The organism is Pseudomonas sp. DL, from assembly GCF_047199225.1.
GTDB classification, from domain to species: Bacteria; Pseudomonadota; Gammaproteobacteria; order Pseudomonadales; family Pseudomonadaceae; genus Pseudomonas; species Pseudomonas aeruginosa.
Map to the genome: position 1 here is coordinate 5,213,355 of NZ_CP178323.1, position 25,363 is coordinate 5,238,717.

Annotated in this window: 19 protein-coding genes and 1 tRNA gene; 9 read left to right on the forward strand and 11 right to left on the reverse strand. The window is 63.3% G+C overall.

Going from position 1 to position 25,363, the window contains the following annotated elements; genetic code table 11:
• Positions 1–338 precede the first annotated feature (338 nt).
• Positions 339–2,891, reverse strand: coding sequence for a PepSY domain-containing protein (locus tag ACI766_RS24375; protein ID WP_023087803.1), 2,553 nt, complete (start codon positions 2,889–2,891; stop codon positions 339–341).
• 215 nt (positions 2,892–3,106) lie between these two features.
• A complete protein-coding gene (gene piuD / locus ACI766_RS24380; protein WP_003104896.1) occupies positions 3,107–5,407 on the reverse strand; it encodes a TonB-dependent siderophore receptor PiuD in 2,301 nt (766 codons plus the stop codon).
• A gap of 217 nt (positions 5,408–5,624) precedes the next feature.
• Here piuD and ACI766_RS24385 point away from each other — a divergent pair, with 217 nt between their 5' ends.
• The 3 genes from ACI766_RS24385 to ACI766_RS24395 all read left to right on the forward strand — a co-directional run bounded on the left by ACI766_RS24385 (position 5,625) and on the right by ACI766_RS24395 (position 9,048).
• A complete protein-coding gene (locus tag ACI766_RS24385; RefSeq protein WP_003145945.1) occupies positions 5,625–6,305 on the forward strand; it encodes a Fe2+-dependent dioxygenase in 681 nt (226 codons plus the stop codon).
• Positions 6,306–6,307: 2 nt separating this feature from the next.
• Positions 6,308–7,123 carry a tetratricopeptide repeat protein gene (locus ACI766_RS24390; protein ID WP_003145947.1) on the forward strand — a complete coding sequence of 272 codons (816 nt, stop codon included), beginning with the start codon at positions 6,308–6,310 and terminating at the stop codon, positions 7,121–7,123.
• 122 nt (positions 7,124–7,245) lie between these two features.
• Complete coding sequence (locus ACI766_RS24395) at positions 7,246–9,048, forward strand: phosphoethanolamine transferase CptA (RefSeq protein ID WP_003104902.1); 1,803 nt, start codon at positions 7,246–7,248, stop codon at positions 9,046–9,048.
• 55 nt (positions 9,049–9,103) lie between these two features.
• Here the strand turns inward: ACI766_RS24395 and ACI766_RS24400 are convergent, their stop codons facing one another.
• The 6 genes from ACI766_RS24400 to ACI766_RS24425 form a co-directional block, all read right to left on the reverse strand.
• Positions 9,104–9,529, reverse strand: a complete 426-nt coding sequence (locus tag ACI766_RS24400) for a VOC family protein (protein WP_003094613.1) — start codon at positions 9,527–9,529, stop codon at positions 9,104–9,106.
• A gap of 115 nt (positions 9,530–9,644) precedes the next feature.
• Positions 9,645–10,808, reverse strand: coding sequence for a type III PLP-dependent enzyme (locus tag ACI766_RS24405; RefSeq protein ID WP_003094617.1), 1,164 nt, complete (start codon positions 10,806–10,808; stop codon positions 9,645–9,647).
• Positions 10,809–11,259: 451 nt separating this feature from the next.
• The gene (locus ACI766_RS24410; RefSeq protein ID WP_016264273.1) at positions 11,260–13,281 is read right to left on the reverse strand and encodes a methyl-accepting chemotaxis protein; all 2,022 of its coding nucleotides are present in this window, start codon (positions 13,279–13,281) and stop codon (positions 11,260–11,262) included.
• A 189-nt stretch (positions 13,282–13,470) separates the two neighbouring features.
• Positions 13,471–14,307, reverse strand: a complete 837-nt coding sequence (gene ampE / locus ACI766_RS24415) for a regulatory signaling modulator protein AmpE (RefSeq protein ID WP_003104909.1) — start codon at positions 14,305–14,307, stop codon at positions 13,471–13,473.
• Entirely contained in the window at positions 14,304–14,870 is a 567-nt protein-coding gene (gene ampD / locus ACI766_RS24420; RefSeq protein WP_023084738.1) for a 1,6-anhydro-N-acetylmuramyl-L-alanine amidase AmpD, read from the reverse strand. The genes ampE and ampD overlap by 4 nt, the downstream gene beginning before the upstream one ends.
• Positions 14,871–15,020: 150 nt before the next feature.
• On the reverse strand, positions 15,021–17,276 hold the full coding sequence (locus ACI766_RS24425) for a DUF1631 domain-containing protein (protein WP_003104913.1): 2,256 nt from the start codon (positions 17,274–17,276) through the stop codon (positions 15,021–15,023).
• A gap of 285 nt (positions 17,277–17,561) precedes the next feature.
• Between ACI766_RS24425 and nadC the strand changes: the two genes are divergently transcribed.
• Positions 17,562–18,410, forward strand: a complete 849-nt coding sequence (nadC, locus tag ACI766_RS24430) for a carboxylating nicotinate-nucleotide diphosphorylase (protein WP_003104915.1) — start codon at positions 17,562–17,564, stop codon at positions 18,408–18,410.
• A 52-nt stretch (positions 18,411–18,462) separates the two neighbouring features.
• Here the strand turns inward: nadC and ACI766_RS24435 are convergent.
• From ACI766_RS24435 to ACI766_RS24445, 3 genes are all read right to left on the reverse strand, one after another.
• Positions 18,463–18,538 (reverse strand) — tRNA-Thr (locus tag ACI766_RS24435).
• Between the two features lie 52 nt (positions 18,539–18,590).
• Entirely contained in the window at positions 18,591–19,904 is a 1,314-nt protein-coding gene (locus tag ACI766_RS24440) for an O-antigen ligase family protein (protein ID WP_223218619.1), read from the reverse strand.
• Between the two features lie 157 nt (positions 19,905–20,061).
• Complete coding sequence (locus ACI766_RS24445) at positions 20,062–20,526, reverse strand: pilin (RefSeq protein ID WP_023086642.1); 465 nt, start codon at positions 20,524–20,526, stop codon at positions 20,062–20,064.
• A 230-nt stretch (positions 20,527–20,756) separates the two neighbouring features.
• On the opposite strand from ACI766_RS24445, the gene pilB reads away from it, so the two are divergent.
• The 5 genes from pilB to yacG are packed head-to-tail and all read left to right on the forward strand — an operon-like array spanning position 20,757 to position 25,356.
• Entirely contained in the window at positions 20,757–22,457 is a 1,701-nt protein-coding gene (pilB, locus tag ACI766_RS24450; RefSeq protein WP_003107297.1) for a type IV-A pilus assembly ATPase PilB, read from the forward strand.
• Between the two features lie 3 nt (positions 22,458–22,460).
• Entirely contained in the window at positions 22,461–23,678 is a 1,218-nt protein-coding gene (locus ACI766_RS24455) for a type II secretion system F family protein (RefSeq protein ID WP_003161763.1), read from the forward strand.
• Positions 23,679–24,551: a type IV prepilin peptidase/methyltransferase PilD gene (gene pilD, locus ACI766_RS24460; RefSeq protein WP_023084740.1), complete on the forward strand. Its 873-nt coding sequence runs from the start codon at positions 23,679–23,681 to the stop codon at positions 24,549–24,551.
• The gene (gene coaE / locus ACI766_RS24465) at positions 24,548–25,159 is read left to right on the forward strand and encodes a dephospho-CoA kinase (RefSeq protein WP_003112838.1); all 612 of its coding nucleotides are present in this window, start codon (positions 24,548–24,550) and stop codon (positions 25,157–25,159) included. The genes pilD and coaE overlap by 4 nt, the downstream gene beginning before the upstream one ends.
• Entirely contained in the window at positions 25,156–25,356 is a 201-nt protein-coding gene (yacG, locus tag ACI766_RS24470) for a DNA gyrase inhibitor YacG (protein WP_003094656.1), read from the forward strand. Before coaE ends, yacG begins: the two co-directional genes overlap by 4 nt.
• Positions 25,357–25,363: the final 7 nt, after the last annotated feature.

Consider the following 25,363-nt stretch of genomic DNA (forward strand, 5'->3'; position numbering starts at 1 on the left):
CGAAATGGCGGATAACCGCTCTGCGGTTATCCGCCCTACGCCACGGACAACGCGAAGTCCCGATAGCTCCGTAGGGCGCATGACGCCAACGGCGTCATCCGCCGACACCCCGCCGAAATGGCGGATAACCGCTCTGCGGTTATTCGCTCTACGCCACGGACAGCGCGAAGTCCCAATAGCTCCGTAGGGCGGATGACGCCAACGGCGTCATCCGCCGACACCCCGCCGAAATGGCGGATAACCGCTCTGCGGTTATTCGCCCTACACCCCGCAAAGCCCAGCAGTCCCGGCAGTTGGCAACGAAAAGGCTCCCTTGGGAGCCTTTTTCATTCATCCGTTCAGTACACGTCGCGTCGGTAACGTCCTTCGTCGGCCAGGCGTTGCAAGGCCTCCTCACCGAGCACTTCGCGCAGCACCCGGTCGACACCGCCGGCCATGCCCTGCAGGCTGCCGCAGACGTACAAGGCCGCACCCTCGTCAATCCAGCGCCGCAGTTCATCCGCCGCTTCATGCAGGCGGTCCTGGACATAGATCTTCTCCGCCTGGTCGCGGGAGAAGGCCAGGTCCAGGCGTTGCAGCTCACCCCTGGCCAGGGCTTGCTCCAGCTCCGCACGACAGTAGTAGTCGTGGGCGAAATTGCGTTCGCCGAACAGCAGCCAGTTGCGCTTGCGCCCGGCGGCAATGCTGGCGCGCAACAGGCTGCGCAGGCCGGCGAGCCCGGTACCGTTGCCGATGAGGATCAGCGGCACGTCATCCTCCGGCAGGTGGAAGCCCGCGTTGCGGCGCAGGCGCAGGGTCAGCGCGGCGCCGAGCGGCAGGTACTCGGTGAGCCAGCCGGAGCAGATGCCCAGGCTGCCGTCGGCATGCTGCTCCTGGCGTACGATCAGTTGCAGGTCGCCATCGCTCTGCAGCGACGCGATGGAGTACTGGCGCACGGAAAGCGGAATCAGCGCATCCAGCAGCGCCTGCGGGTGCAAGCCGACCAGGTGTTCGAAAGAGTCCGGCAGCAAGCGCCCAGCCAGGGCCTGCTCCAGGCTCTGCTCGACGCCCTCGACCGCCACCCGCGCCTGGCCGTCCAGGTTATGCCGCTGCAGCCATTCGCGGATGCGCGCGGGCGCCTGGTGCGGGACGATCTCCAGCAGATCGCCGGCGCGCCATTGGATGGCGCTGTCGGTCGGCGCACGCAGGTCCAGCAGCCAGGTCGACTCGCCCTGGCTGCCAGGATTCAGGCACTCCCGCCGCGCCAGCGACCAGACCTCGAAGGCCGGCGCTTCCCAGGCCGCCGGGGCGGCACCGCCGGTCACCTCGGCCAGGCTTTCCTGCCATTGGCGCAGGGCCGCGGCGTCGCCATCATCGACCTCCACCGGGGCGAACAGGCTCCGCGCGCCCTGCCCCTGCAACCAGCCCTGCATGCGCCGGGCGAAGCCGCAGAACTGCTCGTACTGGCGATCTCCCAAGGCCAGCAGGGCGTAGCTCAGGCCATCGAGGCTGGCGGCCTGGCCAAGCACCTTGCGTTCGAAGCCGCGGGCGCTGTCCGGCGCCTCACCGTCGCCGAAGGTGCTGACCACGAACAGCGCCTTGCGCGCCTCGGCGAGTTGCCCGGCATCCAGGCGCGCCAGCGATTCGACCCGCACCGGCAACCCGGCCGCCTGCAACTGGCCGGCGCTCTGCCAGGCCAGTTGCTCGGCAAAACCGCTCTGGCTGGCGTAGCCGATCAACCAGGGCTCGCCGCTGGCGCCGGCGCTGCCGCCCAGGTCGGCGCGGCTCGCCCGTACCGCGCGTTTCTTGCGCCGGCGGTCGAGGTAGAGCAGCCAGCCGGTGATGAAGAACAGCGGCATCGCCAGGCTGGCGAGCATCATCAGGATGCGTCCGGCCATGCCGAAATAGCTGCCTACGTGCAATGCATAGACGCTGGCCAGCAACTGGCTGCCGAAAGAACGGTCGCTATAGCGCTGGTCGCTTTTCACCTGGCCGTTGGCCGGGTCCAGGGTCAGGGTGTTGAAGGCACGCTCGTGCGGCGCGTCGGTCAGACGATAGAACACTGTCGCCGGCTGGCCGCCCGCCGGCGGCAGGCGCAGGTTGTAGGCCTGCAAGCGGTCGCCGCCGGCCTGGCGGATGCTGTTCCATACCGCCGCGTAGTCGACCACCAGCGGAGCCGCATCGGCCGGGCGCTCGCCACGTCCGCCCGGCTTGCCGCGCTGCGCCTGCTGGCCGGCGGGCGCGTCGTCGAGCAGTTTGAACAGGCCGTTGCGGTACCACTCGTAGGACCAGTACAGGCCGGTCAGCGCAGCCAGCAGGTAGAGCGCCAGGCACCAGGTGCCGGCCACGGCATGCAGGTCCCAGTTGAAACTGCGCCCCTTGCGCGACCAGTCGAGGGTCAGCCAGGCGCGCCAGTCGAAAACCTTGCGCGGCCAGCGCAGGTAGAGACCGGACAGGCAGAAGAAGATCAGGATCAGGGTGCAGACGGCGGTGACCTGCTTGCCGTACTCGCCCATGGCGAGGAACCGGTGCAGTTGCATCATCAGGTTGAAGAAACCCTCGCCGCGCGGCTCGCCGACGAAAGCCCCGGTGTAGGGATCGATCCAGCGCGACTCGCCGCGGCGCTGTCCCGGCGGCGGGGTATAGAAGATCCGCCCGGCCTTGTCGCTGTCCATCTCGACCCAGACGAAGGCCACTTTCCGCCCCGGCTCGGCACCTTCGATACGGCGCACCAGTTCGTCCAGCGGCAGCACACCCTCGGAGCGCTTCTGCACCACCAGCACGTCAGGGTTGAGCGCGCGCATCAGCTCGTCCTGGAACGACAGGGTCGCTCCGGTGACGCCCATCAGCGCCAGCACCAGGCCGGCGCTGATACCGAAGAACCAATGCAACTGGAACCAGACTTTCTTCACAGGATCACCTTCACGGCCGCCGCGCGGCAACAACGGGACTACGCCGACGCCAAGCGCCGGCCAGACGACACGAGGACGTCGGCGGGCAATTCTATTTGATAATCAGTTGCGATAAAGCCGAATTAACGTTCTTTACGCTCTATTTACCCACCTGGATGCGGGAAAGCCCCATCCCGTAGAGGGAATGGGGCTTTCGTGGGGAGCGAGAGCGGCTGTCAGAAGTGGAAGTTGGTGCTGAACAGTATCGTCCTTCCAGCGGCCTGGGACGCATAGTGCGCCGCATAGGCTTTGTCGAAGTACTTCTTGTCGAACACATTCTGCACGTTCAACTGGAAATCGACGTTCTTGCTCAGTTTGTAGCTGGCCATTGCGTCATAGCGCCAGTAATCGGGGACATAGACGGTATTGCCAACGTCGCCATAGACCTTGTCGACATAGAAAGCCCCGCCGCCGATGGTGGTCTTCGGGAAGATGTCATAGGTGGTCCAGAGACTGAAGCTGTTCTTCGGCGTATTTGGCATCTCGTTGCCGTTGTTGGAAGCCGCCGATGCGTTCACATTGCCGTTACGCCCAGCCTTACCGGCATCGACCAACTCGCTGTCCAGGTAGCTGTAGCCCGCGAACACCTTCCACTTCTCGGTCAGCTTGCCGCTGGCGCTCAACTCCACGCCGTCGACGCGGGATTGTCCGGCGTTGTCGTAGGTCTGGTTGGCGACCAGGATGCGGGTATTGTCCTTGTCGGTGCGGAAGATCGCGGCACTCAGCTCCAGCCGCTCGTTGAAGAAAGCCCACTTGGTACCAAGCTCGTAGTTCGTGGTTTCTTCCGGCTCAAGGTTGTTGCTGATGGCGAACCCGTCGACAGCATTCGAGGTATCCCCATTATCGAGCATGCTACCCGGCGGCGTAGCCGAAGTGGCGTAGGACGCATAGATGCTGCCGTTGGGTACAGGCTTCCACACCAAGCCTGCCTGCCAGTTCCAGAAGCTCGACTTGTCGCTGAGTTTGGTAGCGGGTCTTACACCGTGGTTCTTCGCCGTAGTTTCGAAACTATCGAAGCGCGCGCCAATATTGACCTGCCACTGCTCGTTCAGGTCGATGGTGTCGAACGCATATATTGCCTTGGTGGTGCCGACCGTATTCAGCGGCGCATATTTCCGGGTAATACTGCCATTCCATGGATCGTGCGGATTGGGATTTTCCAGACTAGTGCAGTTATAGCCGCTAGGCGCCCCGATCAGCGATGGATTGCACTTGTTGCTGCCCAGGCCGGTATTGGTATCGACGGTATACCCATCGCGCTTGCTGTCTTCTCGGCTGAACTCCAGGCCGGTGCTGAAGCTGTTCTTGAAGCCACCCAGGTAGAACTCTCCAAACAGGTCAGTCTGGTTGACTGCTGTGGTGGTGGTACTTACCCGATTGTTCTGGCGGCGCCAGACCGAGCCATTGTTGATGTTGCCCTGGCTGTCATCCGGTTGTGTCCACAGATAGTCCTGATGACTGTTGCCGTAACGCGAGGTATTGCGAATAGTGAGGCTGTCAGTCAGATCATGCTCAACGGTGATGGTACTGGTATCGATGCGGCTCTTCTGGAAATCGCGCCCCGTCAGCCCATAGAAATTGCCTCGATCGACATTCACCGGTTTGTCCGGATTGTGCTTGCTGCGATCGCTACTCTTGGCATAGGGAATGCCCGAATCCGGGGTATCGTCACTTTCCAGGTGATAATGGCTGACGGTCACTCGGGTCGGCGAGCCAAGACCGAAGGTGAGCGACGGCGCTACGCCCCAGCGACTGACATCGACTTCATCGCGGCCCGCGACATTGGCATCGTGCTTGAGAAGATTCAGCCGGAATGCCGCATTGCCATCGAGGAATTCCTGGTTGAGGTCCAGGGTGTAGCGGCGAGTCTGGTCAGAACCATAGGTGAAGCCTCCATCGATGAAGTTCCCAGCCTTGGCCTGCTTGCTGACGAGATTGAGGCTGCCGCCGGCCGAGCCCCGTCCTCCGAATGCCGAGTTAGGGCCCTTGCTGACCTCGATCTGCTCAAGGTTGAAGATCTCGCGGGTCTGTGCACCAGTATCGCGTACACCATCGACGTAAGTATCGCTTTGCGCATCGAAGCCGCGAATGAATGGCCGGTCACCGGTGGGATTGCCGCCCTCGCCCGCGCCAAAGGTAATACCTGGAACGGTACGCAGTGCATCCTGGAGAGACACGGCGGCGGTATCCTTGATCACCTGCTTTGGTACTACCGTGACGGAGCGCGGCGTATCCAAGAGCGGCGCGGTGTACTTCTTCGACGCCGAGCGGTCGACGTTGTAGGTGGTTTCGTCCTGCTGCTCGCCGACGATGGTGGCCGCATCCAGCGACAGTACGCGGTCCTTGTCGGTCTTTTTCTGCCCGGCCTCGTCGGCGTGGGCTGCCTGCGGTGCGGCGATGGCGGTGATGGCCACACCGATGGCCGAAGCCAGCAGACGTTGCGAAGAAACGGCGGTATCCGTGGACTGACGCGACATTCGAAACCCCTCCCCGGGAGCTGTGAAGGTCGCGGAATTTATTGCAGATCAGAATTGTTATCAATTATTACGGATTCGCATTCGACAGGAATTTACATTCTTTACAATTTTCTCATTACATTTTTTCCCATCTCGCTCGTCTGGAACATTTGGCGGTTTTACATGGCCAATGCAAATCAATATCATTGGCAATCATTTCGCCTTCATGGACAGCGCCATGTTGCTGCATATTCCCGCCATCTTCACCGCCGAGGAAGTCTCCCGGATCCGCGCAGCCCTGGAGCAGGCGGAATGGGCCGACGGCAAGGCGACCGCCGGCTACCAATCGGCCAAGGCCAAGCACAACCTGCAACTGCCGCAGGACCACCCGCTGGCCCGGGAGATCGGCGAAGCCATGCTGCAGCGCCTGTGGAACCATCCCCTGTTCATGTCCGCCGCCCTGCCGCTCAAGGTCTTCCCGCCGCTGTTCAACTGCTATACCGGCGGGGGCTCGTTCGACTTCCACATCGACAACGCCGTGCGCGACATCCATGGCGGCCGCGAGCGGGTCCGTACCGACCTGTCCTCGACCCTCTTCTTCAGCGACCCGGAGGACTATGACGGCGGCGAACTGGTGATCCAGGACACCTACGGCCTGCAACAGGTGAAGCTGCCCGCCGGCGATCTGGTGCTCTACCCCGGCACCAGCCTGCACAAGGTCAATCCGGTCACCCGCGGCGCGCGCTACGCCTCGTTCTTCTGGACCCAGAGCCTGGTCCGCGAAGACAGCCAGCGCACCCTGCTATTCGAAATGGACCAGTCGATCCAGCGACTCACCCGCGACGTCCCCGACCACCCCTCGCTGATCCGCCTCACCGGTACCTACCACAATCTCCTGCGGCGCTGGTCGGAACTCTGAACATGCGCCACCTGCTGCTTCGTCACGAAGCGCTGGACGCCGAAGGTTTCGCCGCACAACTGGCCGGTACCCCGGGCGAGGTTGCCCAGGCCATCCTCGGCGCTGCGCGCGAGGGCCTGACGGAAGCCCAGGCCCTGCTCGGACAGATCCTTCTGGACGGCCAAGGCATCCAGCGCGACCCGAGCCTGGCGCGGACCTGGTTCACGATCGCCGCCGAACGCGGCCACGCAATGGCGCGCAATATGCTCGCTCGCTGTCTTGAACATGGCTGGGGCGGCCCGGCGGATCCAGCCGCGGCAGCCGTCCACTATCGGATCGCCGCCCAGGCCGGCCTTGACTGGGCCCGCTACAACCTGGCCAATCTCCACGCCACCGGCCGCGGCGTGCCCCAGGACCAGCCGCGCGCCTATGCGCTGTATCGGCAAGCGGCCGAGCAGGGCCACGCCAAATCGATGAACCTGGTGGGGCGCTACCACGAAGAAGGCCTGGTGGTCGCTCGCGACCTGGCGCAAGCTGCGCACTGGTATCGACGTTCCGCCGAGGGCGGCGATTTTCGCGGCCAGTTCAGCCACGCCGCGATGCTCAGCGCCTCGGGCCGCCATGCCGAAGCCGAAACCTGGCTCCGGCGTGCCCTCGAAGGCGGCAACCTGAACTTCCTGCGCAGTGCCCGCCATGGCCTGGAGCAGTCGGCCCACCCGCCATTCCGCAGCCTGGCGCTGGCCTACTACCGACGCGCGGCGCAGTTGGGCGACGACACCGATCGAGAGGCTCTGGAACAGGCGCTCGAACGTCACGGGTACGCACGACTGCCCGTCTGACGAACAACGCCCAACCCTTTGTTCACACCCACATAACACTTTTTTGACAAGCCTTTCCCTACCCTCGCCGCTTCATCGAGGCGAGCGACGATCGCGCCTCCGGTCCATCGTACGAGGCTATCGTGTCCCCCACTCCACCAAGCGTTACGCGCAATCGCATCGACTGGGCCGGCCTGGGCTGGCTGTTCCTGTTCTTCTGGTTCTTCTCCGGCATCACCCAACTGCTCCTGCTGACCTCCGGCAACAGCGGTTTCTCCGGTTTCCGCAACGCCATGGTGCTGAGCACCATCTGGCTTGCGCCGGTGTTGCTGTTCCCGCGCTGGACCAAGCCGCTGGCCGCCGTCATCGGGCTGGTGCTGTGGGCCGCCTCGCTGGTCGGCCTGAGCTATTTCGGCATCTATCACCAGGAATTCTCGCAAAGCGTGATCTTCGTGATGTTCGAGTCGAACACCGCCGAGGCCAGCGAATATTTCAGCCAGTACTTCAACCCCTGGATGACCCTCGGCCTGGTGCTCTACAGCCTGGTCGCCATCCTCCTCTGGCGCCGCCTGCGCCCGGTCTACCTGCCGCGCTTCAGCGCCCTGCCGGTGGCGGTGCTGCTGATCGTCGCGACCATCGGTTATCCGTTCTACAAGCAACTGGTCAGCCAGGGCCGACCCTTCGACGAAGCCCTGGACAAGGTCCAGGCGCGCATGGAACCGGCGGTGCCCTGGCAATTGCTGATCGGCTACCAGCAATACCGCCAGCAACTGGGCAGCATGCAGGCGCTGTTGCAAAAGAACGCGGCCCTACCGCCGCTGAAGAACCTCGTCGATGCCAATGGCGATACGCCACGCACGCTGGTCCTGGTGATCGGCGAATCCACGTCGCGCAAGCACATGAGCCTCTACGGCTATCCACGCGAAACGACCCCGCAGTTGGACGCACTGAAGGCCGCGAACCGGAACCTCACGGTATTCAACAACGTGGTGGCGTCGCGGCCATACACCATCGAGGTGCTGCAGCAGGTGTTGACGTTCGCTGACCAGGAGCATCCCGACCGCTTCCTCACCGATCCGTCGCTGATGAACCTGATGAAGCAGGCCGGCTACAAGACCTTCTGGATCACCAACCAGCAGACCATGACCAAGCGCAACACCATGCTGACGACCTTCGCCCAGCAGACCGATGCGCAGTTCTACCTGAACAACCAGCGCAGCCAGAACGCCAGCCAGCTGGACGGCGCGGTGCTGGCGCCCTTCGCCAAGGTGCTGGACGACCCGGCGCCGAAGAAATTCATCGTGGTCCATCTGCTCGGCACCCACATGAACTACAAGTACCGCTATCCCGCCGACTACGCTCGCTTCGTCGACCGCCAGGGCGCCCCGGCGGCCCTCAGCGATGACCAGGTGGAGGTCTACAACAGCTACGACAACGCCGTGCTGTACAACGACTACGTGGTCTCCAGCCTGATCAAGGGCTTCGCCAACAGCGATCCGAACGGTTTCCTGGTCTACCTCTCGGACCATGGCGAGGAAGTCTTCGACGAAGCCCCGCACGACCGTCTCGGCCGCAACGAAGGCGACCCGACCCGCGGCATGTACACCGTGCCCTTCCTGGTCTGGACTTCGCCCAGCTGGCAGCAGACCCATCCGCGCGACCTGCAGGCCCTGGTCGACCGACGCTACAGCAGCGAAGACCTGATCCATACCTGGTCCGACCTCGCCGGCCTCAACTATGACCTCTTCGATCCGACCAAGAGCCTGGTGAGCAACGACTTCCAGCATGAAGTCCGCTGGATCGGCAACCCCTATGCCCACAATGGCTTGCGCGACTTCGACAAGCTGCCGCTGGACAAGGCCGACGCCGGGCAGCAGGTAGCCCAGGCCGGACGACCCGCGCCAACGACGCCGCGCGCACCGTCCCGCCAGCCGAACGAAGGCTGACCGCCGCCAAGGAATGCGCCCCGCCGAGCGGGGCGTTTTTCCATCCGTAGCGCCCTCAGGGCAAGACCAGGTTGCCCTGCTCGTCGAACGGCCAGAACGGGTTGTAGGCAATTTCCCAAAGGTGTCCATCCGGGTCGGCGACATATCCGGAGTAGCCACCCCAGAACACTTCCTGCGGCATCTTGGTCGCCTGCCCGCCGGCCGCCGTAGCTGCGGAGAACAGACGGTCCACCTCGTCCCGCGAGGCGCAGTTGCAGGCCAGGGTGATAGCCGCGAAGCCGGTCGGGCGATCTTCCACCTGCGCATCCTCGGCGAGGGCGCTGCGTCCGTAGAGGCCGAGGACCAGGTTGCGGCCCTTGAGAAATACCACCTGCTCGTTGCCGTCCGAAGAGGGCTGCCAGCCCAGCGCCTGGTAGTAGAGAGAGGAGCGGGCCAGATCGGCGACCCCGAGGGTCACCAGGGAAACACCATTGCCTGTCATGTCGGCGTCCTTGTCATGGGTTGTCGAACAAGGCTGACACGAGCGCCGCGAGGCTTCCAGAGCGACATGAAAAAGCCCCGCCGAGGCGGGGCTCTTCGTAGCAGAGGCGACTGCGCTAGAGGTAGAACGCCTTCAGCGGCGGGAAGCCGTTGAACTCCACCGCACTGTAGCTGGTGGTGTAGGCGCCGGTAGACAGCCAGTAAAGGCGGTCGCCGCTCGCCAGGTTCAGCGGCAGGCCATACTTGTAGTGCTCGTACATGATGTCGGCGCTGTCGCAGGTCGGGCCGGCGATCACCACCTCTTCCATCTCGCCCTGCTTCTCGGTCCAGATCGGGAACTTGATCGACTCGTCCATGGTTTCGATCAGTCCGGAGAACTTGCCGACGTCGGCATAGACCCAGCGCTCCACGGCGGTCCGCGACTTGCGGGCGACCAGCACCACTTCGCTGACCAGGATGCCGGCATTGGCGATCAGCGAACGGCCCGGCTCGAGGATGATTTCCGGCAGGTCGTCGCCGAAGTCCTCCTTGAGGAAGCGGATGATCTCCTCCGCATAGGTTTCCAGGTCGTTGGTCTTGGTGATGTAGTTGGCCGGGAAGCCGCCGCCCATGTTGATCATCTTCAGGACGATGCCGTCTTCTTCCTTCAGGCGCTCGAAGATCACCTTGACCTTGGCGATCGCCGCGTCCCACACCGAGATGTCGCGCTGCTGCGAACCGACGTGGAAGGAAATGCCGTAGGGCTCCAGGCCCAGCTGGCGGGCCAGGATCAGCAGGTCCATGGCCATGTCGGTCTGGCAGCCGAACTTGCGCGACAACGGCCAGTCTGCGGTAGTCGAGCCCTCGGTGAGGATACGCACGTAGACCTTGGCGCCGGGAGCGGCCTTGGCGATGTTGCGCAGGTCGGCTTCGGAGTCGGTGGCGAACAGGCGCACGCCCTTCTCGTAGAAGTAGCGGATGTCCTTGGATTTCTTGATGGTGTTGCCGTAGCTGATGCGCTCCGGACCGACGCCGGTCTTCATCACCTTGTCCAGTTCGTAGATCGAGGCGATATCGAAGTTCGAACCCTTGTCGCGCAGCAGCTCGGTGATTTCGGTAGCGGGATTGGCCTTCACCGCGTAGTAGATCCTGGCGAAGGGGAAGCAGTCGGTCAGTTGGTCGTAGGCATCGGCGATGGTCTGCTTGTCGATGACTACAAAGGGGGTTTCCTGCTTGTCGGCGAAGGCCTTCATGCGCTGGAAGGTTTCAGGGGCGAAATAATCCTCGACCTTGATGGACATGGTTGGGACTCCCAATGGCAAAACACATGGATTCGTAGGGGTGAAGCTGAACGTCTAATCCGTTTCCCCACTTTGGTTCGCCTACTTCCCAAGGCATGTCGCCGAGTATCACCTGCCTGCCGGCAGCCACCGCCTGTTCATCCTGGTAGGTCGCGCGCGTGTCCCGCGCGACGACCTGGCCGCTTGAGCAGCGGACGTCGCCTTGCCACAAGGCGATCTCTCGTCGTCAGTACTTGAGCCGGATGGATCGTTTCCAGCATGGACGTTCGGGCGCGAACTTTAGGACCAAGGGGACGCGAGATCAATAAAAAAATGCCGCGATTTCGCCTCCGCCTGTCGCACCGCCGGATTGACCTGCTCAGCCTTTACCCCATGTGCATGACAGTGGAATGTCCCCGTCCGCCCAGCGTTCAATCGGATGGACGAAAAACGTCCCGCGCAGGCCTTGCGCCTACACCCGGAACGCGCCGATCAGGCGTTTCAGCTGGGTCACCTGGGCGCCCAGTTCGCGGCTGGCCCGTTCGGTCTGGCTGGCGCCTTCCGCGGTGCGCTCGCCGGCCTGGTTGATCTCGACGATGTTCTGGTCGATATCGTGGGCCACGGCGGTCTGTTGCTCGGCGGCGGCGGCGATCTGCTGGTTCTGGTCGACGATCATGCCCACCGCGCCGAGGATATTCTCCAGTGCCTGCTGCACCTGCGCCGACTCGTTGACCGTGCCATCGGCGGTATGGTGGCTGCTGCCCATCGCCTTCACCGCCGCATCGACGCCGCCCTGCAGGCGCAGGATCATCTGTTCGATCTCGGCAGTGGATTGCTGGGTGCGCTTGGCCAGCGTGCGCACCTCGTCGGCCACCACCGCGAAACCGCGCCCCTGCTCCCCGGCACGAGCGGCCTCGATCGCCGCATTGAGCGCCAGCAGGTTGGTCTGTTCGGCGATGCCCTTGATCACATCCAGCACCTGGCTGATCGAGGCGCTGTCACTGGCCAGGCGATTGATCGCCGCCACCGACTGGTCAATCTCGCCGGCCAGGCGCTGGATGCTACCCACCTGCGACTCGACCAGGCTGCGCCCGCTGAGGGTTTCCTGGTTCACGCTGTTCGCGCTGCTCACCGCCATCGCCGCGCTGCGCGCCACTTCCTGGGCGGTAGCGGCCATCTGGTTCATCGCCGTGGCCACCTGCTCGATCTGGCTGCGTTGCCCGGCTACCGCCTGGTTGCTTTCGGCCGACACCGACTCGACGCGGAGGGTCTGCCGCTCGACCTCGCCGACGGTCTGGCTGACCCGCTCGATCAGGTCGTGGATCTTCGCCACCGATTCGTTGAACGATTGTCCCAGCTCGCCCAGCTCGTCACGGCTGCGGGCCTGGAAGCTGACCGTCATGTCGCCGCCGGCGACGCGCTCCATCATTCGCCCGAGATCCTTCAGGGTGGCACGGGTGGAAACGTAGAAACCGCCGTAGAGGTATAGGATTGCGGCAAAAACCACGGCCAGCGCGGCGACTAGCAACAGCATCTGCGTGCGCACCTGTTGCAGGCGCTTTTGCAACTGGGTATCGAGATAGCCGAGAACGGCGTCGTCGAGCTGGTAGGTCTTGTCCATCGCCGCGCTGACCTGATCGTAGAACTGCGTCCACGGGGTATCCAGCGTCTCGGCCACGATCACCCGGTCCTCGAACAACTGCCCCAGGCTCTTCAGGGTCTCGCGACTGGCCTGGGCGGCCTCCTCGAGCAGCTGTGGGCTGCCGGCCAGGGACTCCTGCAGCTTCAGGCCATACTCGCCATGCAGTTTCTCGAACTCCAGCAGCAGTTCGTCGAGCCGCGCGCTGGAGGACGAATTGAGGAAACCCTGGCCCAGGGAGTAGGCGCCGATGGCGCGCCCCTTGCTGATGGCCGCCGTCACCTCCGGCGTTATCGAGCCGACCAGCTCGCTGAGCTGGCGCACCTGGCGCTGGCTGTCCTGGCTGAGCCCGGCCTGGGCGATGAGCAACTTGATGAATACCTGTGCGCTACCGAGCAGCTTCTCCGCCCGTGCGCCCTTGCCCTGCAGGGACCCTTCGGCCTCCACGGCCTGCAAGCCGTTGAGCAACCGGTCGCGCTGGGCCTCGAATTCGGCTACCGCCGCACCATCCTCGCTGAGCGGCGCCAGCGCCTCGAGCCGCCCGCGCAGCCCCTTCTGGACGTCCGCGATGCGCGCTTCCAGATCGCCGGCCTTGCCGGACTGGCCGATGACCGCATTGATCTGCAACAGATCGTTGAGGGACTCCAGGCTACGCCGGATCTGAAGTCCGCTACCCAGCAGCGTCAAGCTCTGCAGTTCGATCCGGGTGTCGCTGAACTGGCGATAGGCATCGCGCACCAGATAGAAGCTGGTGATCAGCAGCGGCAGGAAGAACAGCACGCTGATCAGGCCGAACTTCATGCCGAAGCTGAGCCGGTTCATCAGCGCGATGGCGGGATAGAGTACGGTCTTCACCCAGACGTCTCCTGATTGTTCTTATCGTTCTGAGAGATGCCGCCGCGTGGCGACATTGACGCACGGAGTCCGCTCGGTAATGGCCTTTCGAAATCATGCGGACACGTTCACCTGTGTACCCGATATCGGCCTGGTGTTCTGTAACTTAAGGTTAACGGGGAATCGCAGGCGGATTCCCCGTCGCTGCGCTCAGAGGAACAGCGCGCAGAAGGCGAACACGGCGTACCAGAGCACGGCCGCGCGCACCAGCAATTGCCAGAGCGCATCCAGGCTGGCGACGCCGGCGGCACCCAGTTCGACCGCTTCGACATCGCTGGCGACCCGTCCGGCCTTGCCCAGCAGCGCGGCCGCCGAGATGTCCCAGGCCAGCAGCCAGTGCAGCAGCACGCGGATAACCGCGAGGAAGTTGCCGACCAGGGCGAAGCTCAGCACCAGCGCACGCACCGGCAACCAGTCGAGGATATGCCGGACGCGCGCCGCCTGTTCGCGCAACGCCGGCTGGCGGGCGTGCTCCAGCGCCAGTGCCAGCAGGCGATAGGCCAGGGCCGCCACCGGGCCGAGCAAGGCATACCAGAAGATCACTGCGAAGAAGCTCTGGTAGCCCTGCCAGAGCAGATGGCCGTGCACCCGGCCGATCAGTTCGCTCTCGCTGCCGCCCAGGATCCCCAGATCGCGTTCGGCGACATGGAAGGCAGCCTGGGCCTCCTCGCGCCGCCAGGCGTCGCGGAACGGCCCGAGGTCGGCCATGACGTCGCCGCGGCCGAGACTGTAGACCACCACCAGAAGATGCAGCGGAAGGCTCAGCCAGCCATAGGCCAACGGCTGCAGCAATGTCAGCAACAGGGCCAGCGGCAGCAACGGCAGGACCACCGCGAGCAGCAGCCCCAGCCAGGAGCGGCGGGACACCGAGGGCAGGTCCTCGACCAGGCCCAACCAGGCGAGCCAGGCGCCATCGCGCTGGATACGCCGGCGCCAGCCGGAGAACTTCTCCAGCGCAAGGGCCAGCAGCAACACCAGGAACGTCATGTTTCCTCCTTGGAATCGGTCAATCCGGCGCGGTAGCGCGACCAGTCGAAAGCCTCGCCGGGATCGGTCTTGCGCTCCGGGGCGATATCGCAGTGGCCCTGGATGCGTTCCGGGGTGATCGCCGGGAAGGCCGCACGCAACAGCCGCGTCAGCCCGACCAGGGCAGTGTACTGCGCGTCCGTGTACGGTTCCGTGTCGGTCCCCTCCAGTTCGATGCCAAGGGAGAAGTCGTTGCACGCCTCGCGACCGTCGAAGCAGGAAACCCCGGCATGCCAGGCGCGGTCGTGACAGGAGACGAACTGGGTGATGGCGCCGTCGCGTTCGATGAGGAAATGCGCGGAAACCGTCAGGTGGCGGATCTCCTCGAAATAGGGATGTTCGTTCGGGTCCAGGCGATTCTGGAAGAACGCCTGGACCTTGCCGGTGCCGAACTGTCCCGGCGGCAGGCTGATATTGTGGATGACCAGCAGCGACACCGCGTCCCCTTGCGGACGCAGGTTGAAATTCGGTGAAGGGCAGTGGCGGACGCCACGGACCCAGCCGGTAACGGAATCGAAATGCATACGGGCTCCTGAACGAGCCCCCACTCTAATCCAGCGGCGCCGGAATGACGATCAGGCGGGCTCTGGATCGGCCGCTTCGACATGCTTCGAGGAAAGGTATTACCCGCAAGAACGAAAAGACCCGGCATCCGCCGGGTCCTCGAGAAGCGGCTAGGCGCCCTTGAGGCGCCGCAGGTTGCCGATCACCGACTCCAGGGCCCGGTCGAACAGCAAGGCATCGTCCAGCAGGCGTACCGCCTGCCGGCGAAACTCCACCGCCAGGCCCATGCGGGTCTTTTCCAGGACCTTCATCCCGGTGCGATTGACGAAGATGTAGCGACCGGTGGGCCGGATCACTGCCGCCAGCTTGCAGCGCAGCTTGTGCTCGGCGTCCTCCTGGATCTCCACCCAACTGCCGACACGCAGCGCATCGACCCGCAGCAGTGCCTCGTCGTTGTCCGGCAGGCGCACTTCGCTCTCGACAGGCGCCGGGGCGGCGTCCGGCGAGGTCAGGACGATTTCCTCGACCACCCGCAGCATGACCGGCGCCCGGGGCTTTTCCGCGGCCGTGCCCGGGCTCGCTTCGTCGAGCAGGGGGCTGTCCGCGACCGCCGCCTCGCCGCGCTTGTCGCGCTGCAGACCCTGGACATGCAGGGTTTCCAGTTGGCTGAAGAATTCTCCGGTGGAAAACGGATCGAAGGCTGCGCTGGCCAACCCCTCGCGCAGCGCCTTGAGCAGGCCAGGTACACGCTCCAGCAACTGTTGGCGGGACAGCGGATCGTCATGCGGGCCGACGCTCCAGATCAGCTCGTCCATGGTATCCAGGGCCTCCCGCCACTCGGCCGAAGCCTTGCCATGCTTGAGGCAGATCAGCAGCATCACCTTGCTCCAGGCATCCCGCAGCAGACGCACCACCACCTCCGGCAGGACCTTGCCGAGCAGTCGCTGGTTCAGCACCTGCTCCACGTCCTGCCGAGCCAGTTCGGCCTTGGCGCGGCCTTCCTCGGCGTCGCGGGTGCGCTGCTCGAGGAGCTCGCTGCGGCGGCGCTCGTCGCCGGTGAAGGCAATGAAGTCCTCCAGCAACTCGGCGAAGATCGCCGGGTCGTCGACGAAGTCGTTCAACAGCCGCATCACGACCTGTTCGATCTTCTGGTACAGGCTGTCGCGCCGGGCATCATTGTGTTCGGCCCAGCCCAGCGACGCGGATGCGATCTCGTTGAGCAGGCGACGCGCCGGATGGCTACCGCGGCTGAAGAAGGTCTTGTCGAGCAGGGCCACCTTGAGCATCGGGATCTGCATCCGACCGATCAGGGCCTTCAGCGAATCAGGCAGGGTGCGGTCGTCGAGAATGAACTCGAACAGCATCGACACCAGGTTGATGACGTCATCGTCCACCTGGCCGACCACCCGAGAACGGCCGCTCTTGTGGCTGACCCGCTGGAGCAGTTGGTCGACCCCGTCGCGGACGTCGAACTCCGCGGCGCCGGGGCCCGGCAGGTGCTGCTGCAGGTGGGAAAGCAGGCGCATCAGGTCGTTGCTGGAAATCGGCGCGGCATTCTCAGGCGTTTCGCGACGGTAGAAGGAAGGATTGTCGCGGACCTGCGCCAGCAGTTCCTGCAGCGCGCCGAAGACTTCCTGCTGGCCGCCGTCGAGTAGCGCAGCCTGTGCCTGCAGGGTCCCGGCATCGCGTACCGCTTCGGGACGGACAGCGGGCTGACGCCGCGGCAGTGCGGATTTGAGTTCCGGCAGCACGCCCGCAGCAACCAGGATCTGGTTGGCCTCGGCGTACAACTGGTCGCAATGGGCCAGGACGTACTTCTCGAACAGCTTGAGAATGATCAGCTTGACCTTGATCTCGACGCCGAGCCCCTGGCAGGCATCGAGGAAAGCCGCGGTCAGCGGACGCGGAGCGAGGGGATTGCTCTTCTCGTCGACCTTCCGCCCGACCAGGGTGTTCAGGCGGGTGCTCAGGTGGGCCAGCGCGGTGGCATCGCGGCTCATCACCCGCGCCACCATCGCGTCCACCGCGACGGACTCCTCCAGTTCCTCGTTCTGTACCAGGCTGAGGCTGTCGAAGGACACGGTATCCAGGGTCGGCACGGATTTGCCGGACTGTACCTGGTTGAGCGCCGAGAACTCCTCGAAGACCTTCTGCAGGTAGACCCGCTCGATACTCTTGCGCTTGAGGCGCAGGTCGCGCATGGCTTCGAAGAAAGCGTTCTGTTCGAGGTTGCTGGTGGCTCGGTCGGCCATTTCGAAGAGGGTGTCGTCGGCGTTGTCGAACAACGCCTGCAACGCCTGTTTCAGCTGCAACGCCGCCTTGTCGCGCACCTGCACGAGGATGACCGGCAGGCGCCCCGCTCCGGCGTTCGGCGACGGCTCGGAAGCGACCCTGGTCAGGTGCACCACATTGGCATCGTTCTGCATCGGGACTCTCCTGCCACCCTCGCGGCCGCGCATGGAATGGCAAAAATCGGGCACAGAGGATCGATTGGCGTCGTCCGTAACGTCAATTTCCAGGCGTCAAAAACAAGTATCTACATTCATTATAGAGATACTTTCAAATCTAGATAGAGGGTTTTCCTATAGACATGACTCTCTTCACACAAGCGAAGGCCGATGAATGGCGGCCGTCCCGACCGGCGCCCAGGCAGGCACAGACGCCGTCCGCTGCGCTCCGTATAATCGCCCGATCTCGTACAGGAGCCCGCCATGCCTAACCTCACCCTTGCCGACCTCCAAGGCGAAATCCAGGCCAACGTCCGCACCGCCCTGGCGGAAGACGTCGGCGGCGGCGACCTTACCGCTCAGTTGATCGATCCACAGCGCGAGGCCGAGGCCCGGGTGATTACCCGCGAGCACGCGACGATCGCGGGCCGCGCCTGGGTCGACGAGGTCTTCCGCCAGGTCGATCCCCGAGTGCTGGTGACCTGGCAGGTGGAGGACGGCCAGCGAGTCGAGCCGAACCAGATGCTGTTCCAGCTAAAAGGTCCGGCCCGCGCCCTGCTCACCGGCGAGCGCAGCGCGCTGAACTTCCTCCAGCTGCTTTCCGGTACCGCCACCCGCAGCCAGCACTACGCCGACCTGGTCGCCGGCACCGCGGTGAAGCTCCTCGACACGCGCAAGACCCTGCCCGGCCTGCGCCTGGCGCAGAAGTACGCGGTCACCTGCGGCGGTTGCCACAACCATCGCATCGGCCTCTACGATGCCTTCCTGATCAAGGAAAACCACATCGCCGCCTGCGGCGGTATCGATCGGGCAATCGCCGAAGCCCGGCGCATAGCACCCGGCAAGCCGGTGGAAGTGGAAGTGGAGAACCTCGATGAACTGCGCCAGGCACTGGAGGCCGGCGCCGATATCGTCATGCTCGACGAGCTCAGCCTGGACGACATGCGCACCGCCGTCGCCCTCACCGCCGGCCGTGCCAAGCTGGAAGCTTCCGGCGGAATCAACGAGGGCACCCTGCGCAACATCGCCGAGACCGGCGTCGACTACATCTCCATCGGCACCCTGACCAAGGATGTCAGGGCCGTCGACCTGTCCATGCGCCTCACCCTCTGAACGAATCGCAGGTAATAAAAAGCCCCGCCGAAGCGGGGCTTTTTATTACGACTGGTGCCGGATAGAGGAATCGAACCCCCGACCTTCTCATTACGAATGAGCTGCTCTACCGACTGAGCTAATCCGGCGGCGCGGGGAAGGTATCACTCGGCACAGCCGGATTTCAACCGATATTCCCCCTCACATGGGAATCCAACCCTGAATCCAGAAACGTGGCGCCTCACCGCCGCCGTGGATTTCCAGGTAGCGCTCCTCGGCCGCGGTCAGCCCCGGCACCTCGAGCAGCAACACGCGCCCCAGCACGACAATGACAACGACAGCCAGGCCCCGACAGAGCCAGCGCTGTGCGGGGGACGGCGCGACCGGCTTCGACCAGCGTGCCATGGCGATGCCTACCAGCAAGGCCAATACGGTCTGGGTGAAGGGCATGACGAACACGCCGTCCACCTGGGCCAGGACCAGGACCGAAACGAGGGCCAGCCACAGTCCGGCATCCATCGGATCGCCCTGTTCACGCAGGTAACGCGCGCCGCGAAGCAGACCAAGGGTCATCAGTCCAACCACCAGAAGGCCAGCGACCCCGCCCCATTCAGCGAACCACTGCAGCAGCATCTGGTGCGGGTGGGCACCGACGCTGTTCGGCACCGCCGAGAAATGCATGGGCCCGACCCCAAGCAAAGGATGGGCTACGAACATGCCCCAGGCATCTCGCCACAACACGTCGCGCAGAGACAGACCACTGCGCATACCGGACATGAGGGTCATGTCGATACCTAGCCAGGTCGGCAAGGCAACCATTAACAGGAAATAGAGCGCCAACCCGACGAATGCCGCGGACAACTGGACGATCAAAAAGCGGCGCCCCACGGGGCCGATCCAGCAAAGCGCAAGATGCGCGACGGCGAAACCCAACCAGAGCCCGCGTCCAGCCAAGGCGAAGGAGATGCACCATTGGATGGCCAGCAGCAGCATGACAAGCCAGGACAGTCTGAACCGCCCGGTCTCTCGCAGGTACAACCCCAGCGCAGCCATCAGCGGCAGCAGCATGGCCTGGAACTGCCCCATGGTCCGGACGTTGGAAAAGCCGCTGAGCAGAACCCTGGGATTCAACTCACGGAGCCCGCTGACGAAGGCCGCGAGATAGGAAAGCAGGAACTGGTAGCAGAAGAACCCTCCCAACACGACCAGCCCCCAGATAGCGGCACGGCGAACCCACTCGGGACTGACGGAAATATTGAAGGAGAACAGCATCAGGCCGGCGAATACCGACCACTCCTTGAGCGCCCAGGAAGAATTATCAGAAAGAAAGGAGGAAAAAACACCCAGCCCGAGAGTCAACAATAGAGCGGCAAAAACCTTTCGCCTAATAAGCGAAGAAGGAAAATACAAGAAAAAAAACAGTGATGAGCCACTCAACAACAGCAACTGGAATATGCGCTGCTGGTCGTGCCAGTTCGGAGAAACCCCATAATGAATTACAGTCGAAAGCAGCATAGCTGCTATCAGGGATAGCAGTGCAAGCCCTACGAAAGAAGGCAAAGCAGTCCCGTCTTGCCAGATCACTCTTGTTCGATTCATCGCGAGTCCATAATGAAAAAACCCCGCAATGCGGGGTTTTTTCTTTTACCACTAGACCAGACCGAAAAGCCTATTAGGATTTCGGGCAATTGGCCGGAGCGTAGTTGGCTTTCCAGTTGGTCGGCGAACCAGTGATGCCGCAGGTCCATACTCCTTTATCATCACGCTTGACAGTGATGACAGCGCCAGCAATACCTTTACCAGAAGAGCCGCCCAAGGTACCAGAAATCTCCGGAGTTGCGGTATCAGCTTTGTCAATCTTGATCTGCCCCTTACCGCTACCAGTAAGCAGAGTAGAACTGGTAAAGCCAAGATCATACTCATCGTTTTTGGGAGAATCGTTGGAAACGAGCTTCTTGCCTTCCAGAATCGCCGACTCCGCAGCGGTCTTCAGCGCGCTGATTTCACTCACGGCACGGGTCACCTGGGTACGGGCGGTGTAGTCCTGATATTGCGGGATGGCAATGGCGGCTAGGATGCCGATGATCGCGACCACGATCATCAGTTCGATCAGAGTAAAACCCTTCTGAGCTTTCATGAATATCTCCATGTGGTATGTATAGGCCAAACGCCTTCCCCCTCCAAAGCAGGTTGCATGCCAACCTTTCAAACTCCCTCCTTTCGCAACTCTTACGGGGACTTCGAAAGTGTTCCGCTCTCCCCTGCCGGCAATATGTGACACTTTTTGGCATCTCGGAATCGTCGGTTTGGCAGCCTTTGGCATCTGCGTTATAAGTCTCGCTCCAAGCCTTCTTCAGATGTTCCCCAATGAACGATTCCACGCCTCTCAGCGGCCTTGCCAAGCAACTGGTCCTGAACGAACTCCTCGACGAAAAGACCGCCCGCCAGGCCCAGGTGCAGGCCGCGCGCAACAAGCAGTCGCTGGTCAGCCACCTGGTCCAGGCCAAGCTGGTGCAGAGCCGGGCGCTGGTCGAGGTGGCCGCCGAGCAGTTCGGCATCGCCTATTGCGACCTGAACAGCCTGGATCGGGAAAGCATTCCGAAGGATGTCATCAGCGAGCGCCTGGTCCGCCAGCACCGCGTGTTGCCGCTGTGGAAACGCGGCAACAAACTGTTCATCGGTCTCTCCGACCCGACCAACCATCAGGCGGTCACCGATATCCAGTTCAGCACCGGCCTCACCACCGAAGCCCTGCTGGTAGAGGACGACAAGCTCGGCGTAGCCATCGAGAAGCTTTACGAGGGCGCCATGGACGCCCTCGGCGACCTCGGCGATATCGATCTCGACGGGGTCGATGTCGGCAAGGCGGAAAGCGCCAGCCAGGACGACGGCGGCGACGATGCCGAAGACGCCCCCGTGGTGCGCTTCGTCAACAAGATGCTGCTCGACGCCATCCGCGGCGGCTCTTCCGACCTGCACTTCGAGCCCTACGAAAAGACCTATCGGGTGCGCTTCCGTACCGACGGCATGCTCCACGAAGTGGCCAAGCCGCCGATCCAGTTGGCCAGTCGTATCTCTGCTCGTCTCAAGGTAATGGCCGGCCTGGATATCTCCGAACGACGCAAACCGCAGGACGGACGGATCAAGATGCGCGTATCGAAGAACAAGTCGATCGACTTCCGCGTCAACACCCTGCCGACCCTGTGGGGCGAGAAGATCGTGATGCGGATCCTCGACTCCTCCAGCGCGCAGATGGGCATCGACGCACTGGGCTACGAAGAGGACCAGAAGGAACTCTACCTGGCCGCGCTCAAGCAGCCACAGGGCATGATCCTGGTCACCGGCCCCACCGGCTCGGGCAAGACGGTTTCGCTGTACACCGGTCTGAACATCCTCAATACCACCGACATCAACATCTCCACCGCTGAAGACCCTGTGGAGATCAACCTGGAAGGCATCAACCAGGTCAACGTCAACCCGCGCCAGGGCATGGACTTCTCCCAGGCGCTGCGCGCCTTCCTGCGCCAGGACCCGGACGTGATCATGGTCGGCGAGATCCGCGATCTGGAGACTGCCGAGATCGCCATCAAGGCGGCGCAGACCGGGCATATGGTGATGTCCACCCTGCACACCAACAGCGCCGCCGAGACCCTGACCCGCCTGCTGAACATGGGCGTGCCGGCGTTCAACCTGGCGACCTCGGTGAACCTGATCATCGCCCAGCGCCTTGCGCGAAAACTCTGTTCGCACTGCAAGAAAGAACACGACGTGCCGAAGGAAACCCTGCTTCACGAAGGTTTCCCCGAAGAGCTGATCGGCACCTTCAAGCTGTATTCGCCTGTAGGCTGCGAAAACTGCAAAGGCGGTTACAAAGGTCGCGTCGGTATTTATGAAGTGGTTAAAAACACCCCCGCCCTGCAGCGGATTATCATGGAAGAAGGCAACTCCATCGAGATCGCCGAGCAAGCCCGCAAAGAAGGCTTCAACGATCTGCGCACCTCAGGCCTGCTGAAAGCCATGCAGGGAATCACCAGCCTGGAGGAAGTCAACCGCGTGACCAAGGATTAATCCATGGCGGACAAAGCGTTAAAGACCAGTGTCTTCGTATGGGAAGGCACTGACAAGAAAGGCACCAAGGTCAAGGGCGAGCTGTCCAGCCAGAACCCGACCCTGGTCAAGGCGCAACTGCGCAAGCAGGGCATCACGCCGGTCAAGGTCCGCAAGAAAGGCATTTCCCTGCTGGGGGCGGGGAAGAAGATCAAGCCTATGGACATCGCCCTGTTCACCCGCCAGATGTCCACCATGATGGCCGCCGGCGTGCCGCTGCTGCAGTCGTTCGACATCATCAGCGAAGGCTTCGACAATCCGAACATGCGCAAGCTGGTGGAGGAGATCAAGCAGGAAGTTGCCGGCGGCAACAGCCTGGCCAACTCGCTGCGCAAGAAGCCGCAGTACTTCGACTCGCTCTACTGCAACCTGGTGGACGCCGGCGAACAATCCGGCGCCCTGGAAACCCTGCTCGACCGGGTCGCCACCTACAAGGAAAAGACCGAGGCGCTGAAGGCCAAGATCAAGAAGGCCATGACCTACCCGATCGCGGTGATCGTCGTCGCCATCATCGTTTCGGCGATCCTACTGATCAAGGTGGTGCCGCAGTTCCAGTCGGTGTTCGAGGGCTTCGGCGCCGAACTGCCGGCCTTCACCCAAATGGTCATCAATATCTCCAACGTGCTTCAGGAATGGTGGCTCCTGGTACTGCTGATGATGGGCGGCGCCGGCTTCCTGCTGAACCACGCCTACAAGCGTTCGGAGAAGTTCCGCGACGCCACCGACCGAACGGTACTGAAGCTGCCTATCGTCGGCGCCATCCTCTACAAATCCGCCGTGGCACGCTACGCGCGGACGCTGTCGACCACCTTCGCCGCCGGCGTGCCATTGGTGGAAGCCCTCGACTCGGTTTCCGGCGCCACCGGCAACGTGGTGTTCAGGGACGCGGTGGGCAAGATCAAGCAGGACGTGTCCACCGGCATGCAGCTGAACTTCTCCATGCGCACCACCAACATCTTCCCCAGCATGGCCATCCAGATGACCGCCATCGGCGAGGAGTCGGGCGCGCTGGACGACATGCTGGCCAAGGTCGCTGGCTTCTACGAGCAGGAAGTGGATAATGCCGTGGACAACCTGACCGCGCTGATGGAACCGATGATCATGGCGGTCCTCGGGGTCCTGGTCGGTGGCCTGATCATCGCCATGTACCTGCCGATCTTCCAGCTGGGCAACGTCGTCTAAATGACCCTCCTCGACTACCTGGCCAGCCATCCGCTGGCCTTTGTCTTGTGCGCTATCCTCCTTGGCCTGCTGGTTGGCAGCTTCCTCAACGTCGTCGTGCATCGCCTGCCGAAGATGATGGAGCGCAACTGGAAGGCCGAGGCCCGCGAAGCGCTCGGGCTGGAGCCGGAACCCAAGCAGGCGACCTACAACCTGGTGCTGCCGAATTCGGCGTGCCCGCGCTGCGGCCACGAGATCCGCCCCTGGGAAAACATCCCGCTGGTCAGCTACCTGGCGCTGGGCGGCAAGTGCTCGTCCTGCAAGGCCGCCATCGGCAAACGCTACCCCCTGGTGGAACTGGCCACCGCGCTGCTTTCCGGCTACGTCGCCTGGCATTTCGGCTTCACCTGGCAGGCGGGCGCGATGCTCCTGCTGACCTGGGGTCTGCTGGCGATGAGCCTGATCGATGCCGATCACCAACTGCTGCCGGACGTGCTGGTGCTACCGCTGCTCTGGCTGGGCCTGATCGCCAACCATTTCGGCCTCTTCGCCAGCCTCGACGATGCGCTGTTCGGCGCGGTGTTCGGCTACCTGAGCCTGTGGTCGGTGTTCTGGCTGTTCAAGCTGGTGACCGGCAAGGAGGGCATGGGCTACGGCGACTTCAAGCTGCTGGCCATGCTCGGTGCCTGGGGCGGCTGGCAGATCCTGCCGCTGACCATCCTGCTGTCGTCGCTGGTCGGGGCGATCCTCGGGGTGATCATGCTGCGCCTGCGCAACGCCGAAAGCGGCACGCCGATCCCTTTCGGTCCCTATCTGGCGATTGCCGGGTGGATTGCTTTGCTCTGGGGTGATCAAATAACCCGGACCTATCTGCAATTCGCCGGATTCAAATGACCCAACCCTGGATACTAGGCCTCACGGGCGGTATCGGCAGCGGCAAGAGCGCAGCCGCCGAGCATTTCATTTCCCTCGGCGTCCACCTGGTGGACGCCGACCATGCCGCCCGCTGGGTGGTGGAGCCGGGGCGTCCGGCCCTGGCGAAGATCGTCGAACGCTTCGGCGACGGCATCCTCCTGCCCGATGGCCAGCTCGACCGCGCCGCCTTGCGCGAGCGGATCTTCCAGGCGCCGGAGGAACGGCGCTGGCTGGAGCAATTGCTGCACCCGCTGATCGGCGCGGAGATCGTCCAGTACCTGGCCAGGGCCGAATCGCCCTATGCCATCCTGGTCTCGCCGCTGCTGGTGGAGTCCGGCCAGCGCCAGATGACCCACCGCGTGCTGGTGGTGGATACCCCGGAACATCTGCAACTACAGCGCACCATGCTTCGCGACAAGGTCTCCGAGGAGCAGGTGCGCTCGATCCTCCAGGCCCAGGCCCGGCGCGACGAGCGCTTGAAGCACGCCGACGACGTGCTGGTCAACGACGGCGACCTGTCCCACCTGCAGCGTGAAGTCGAGCGACTGCACGCCTTCTACCTGACCTTGCGAGGAGGCCGAGCATGAGCCAGCCCCTGACCGTGGAGTGCCCGACCTGCGGCGCGCCCGTCGAATGGAAAAGCGACAACAAGTACCGCCCCTTCTGCTCCGACCGCTGCAAGCTGATCGATCTCGGCGCCTGGGCCGCCGAGGAACATGCGATCCCCGGCGACACCCTGGAAGACGACATCTTCTCCGCCGACCTGCCGCCTCGCGAGCATTGAACGCAAC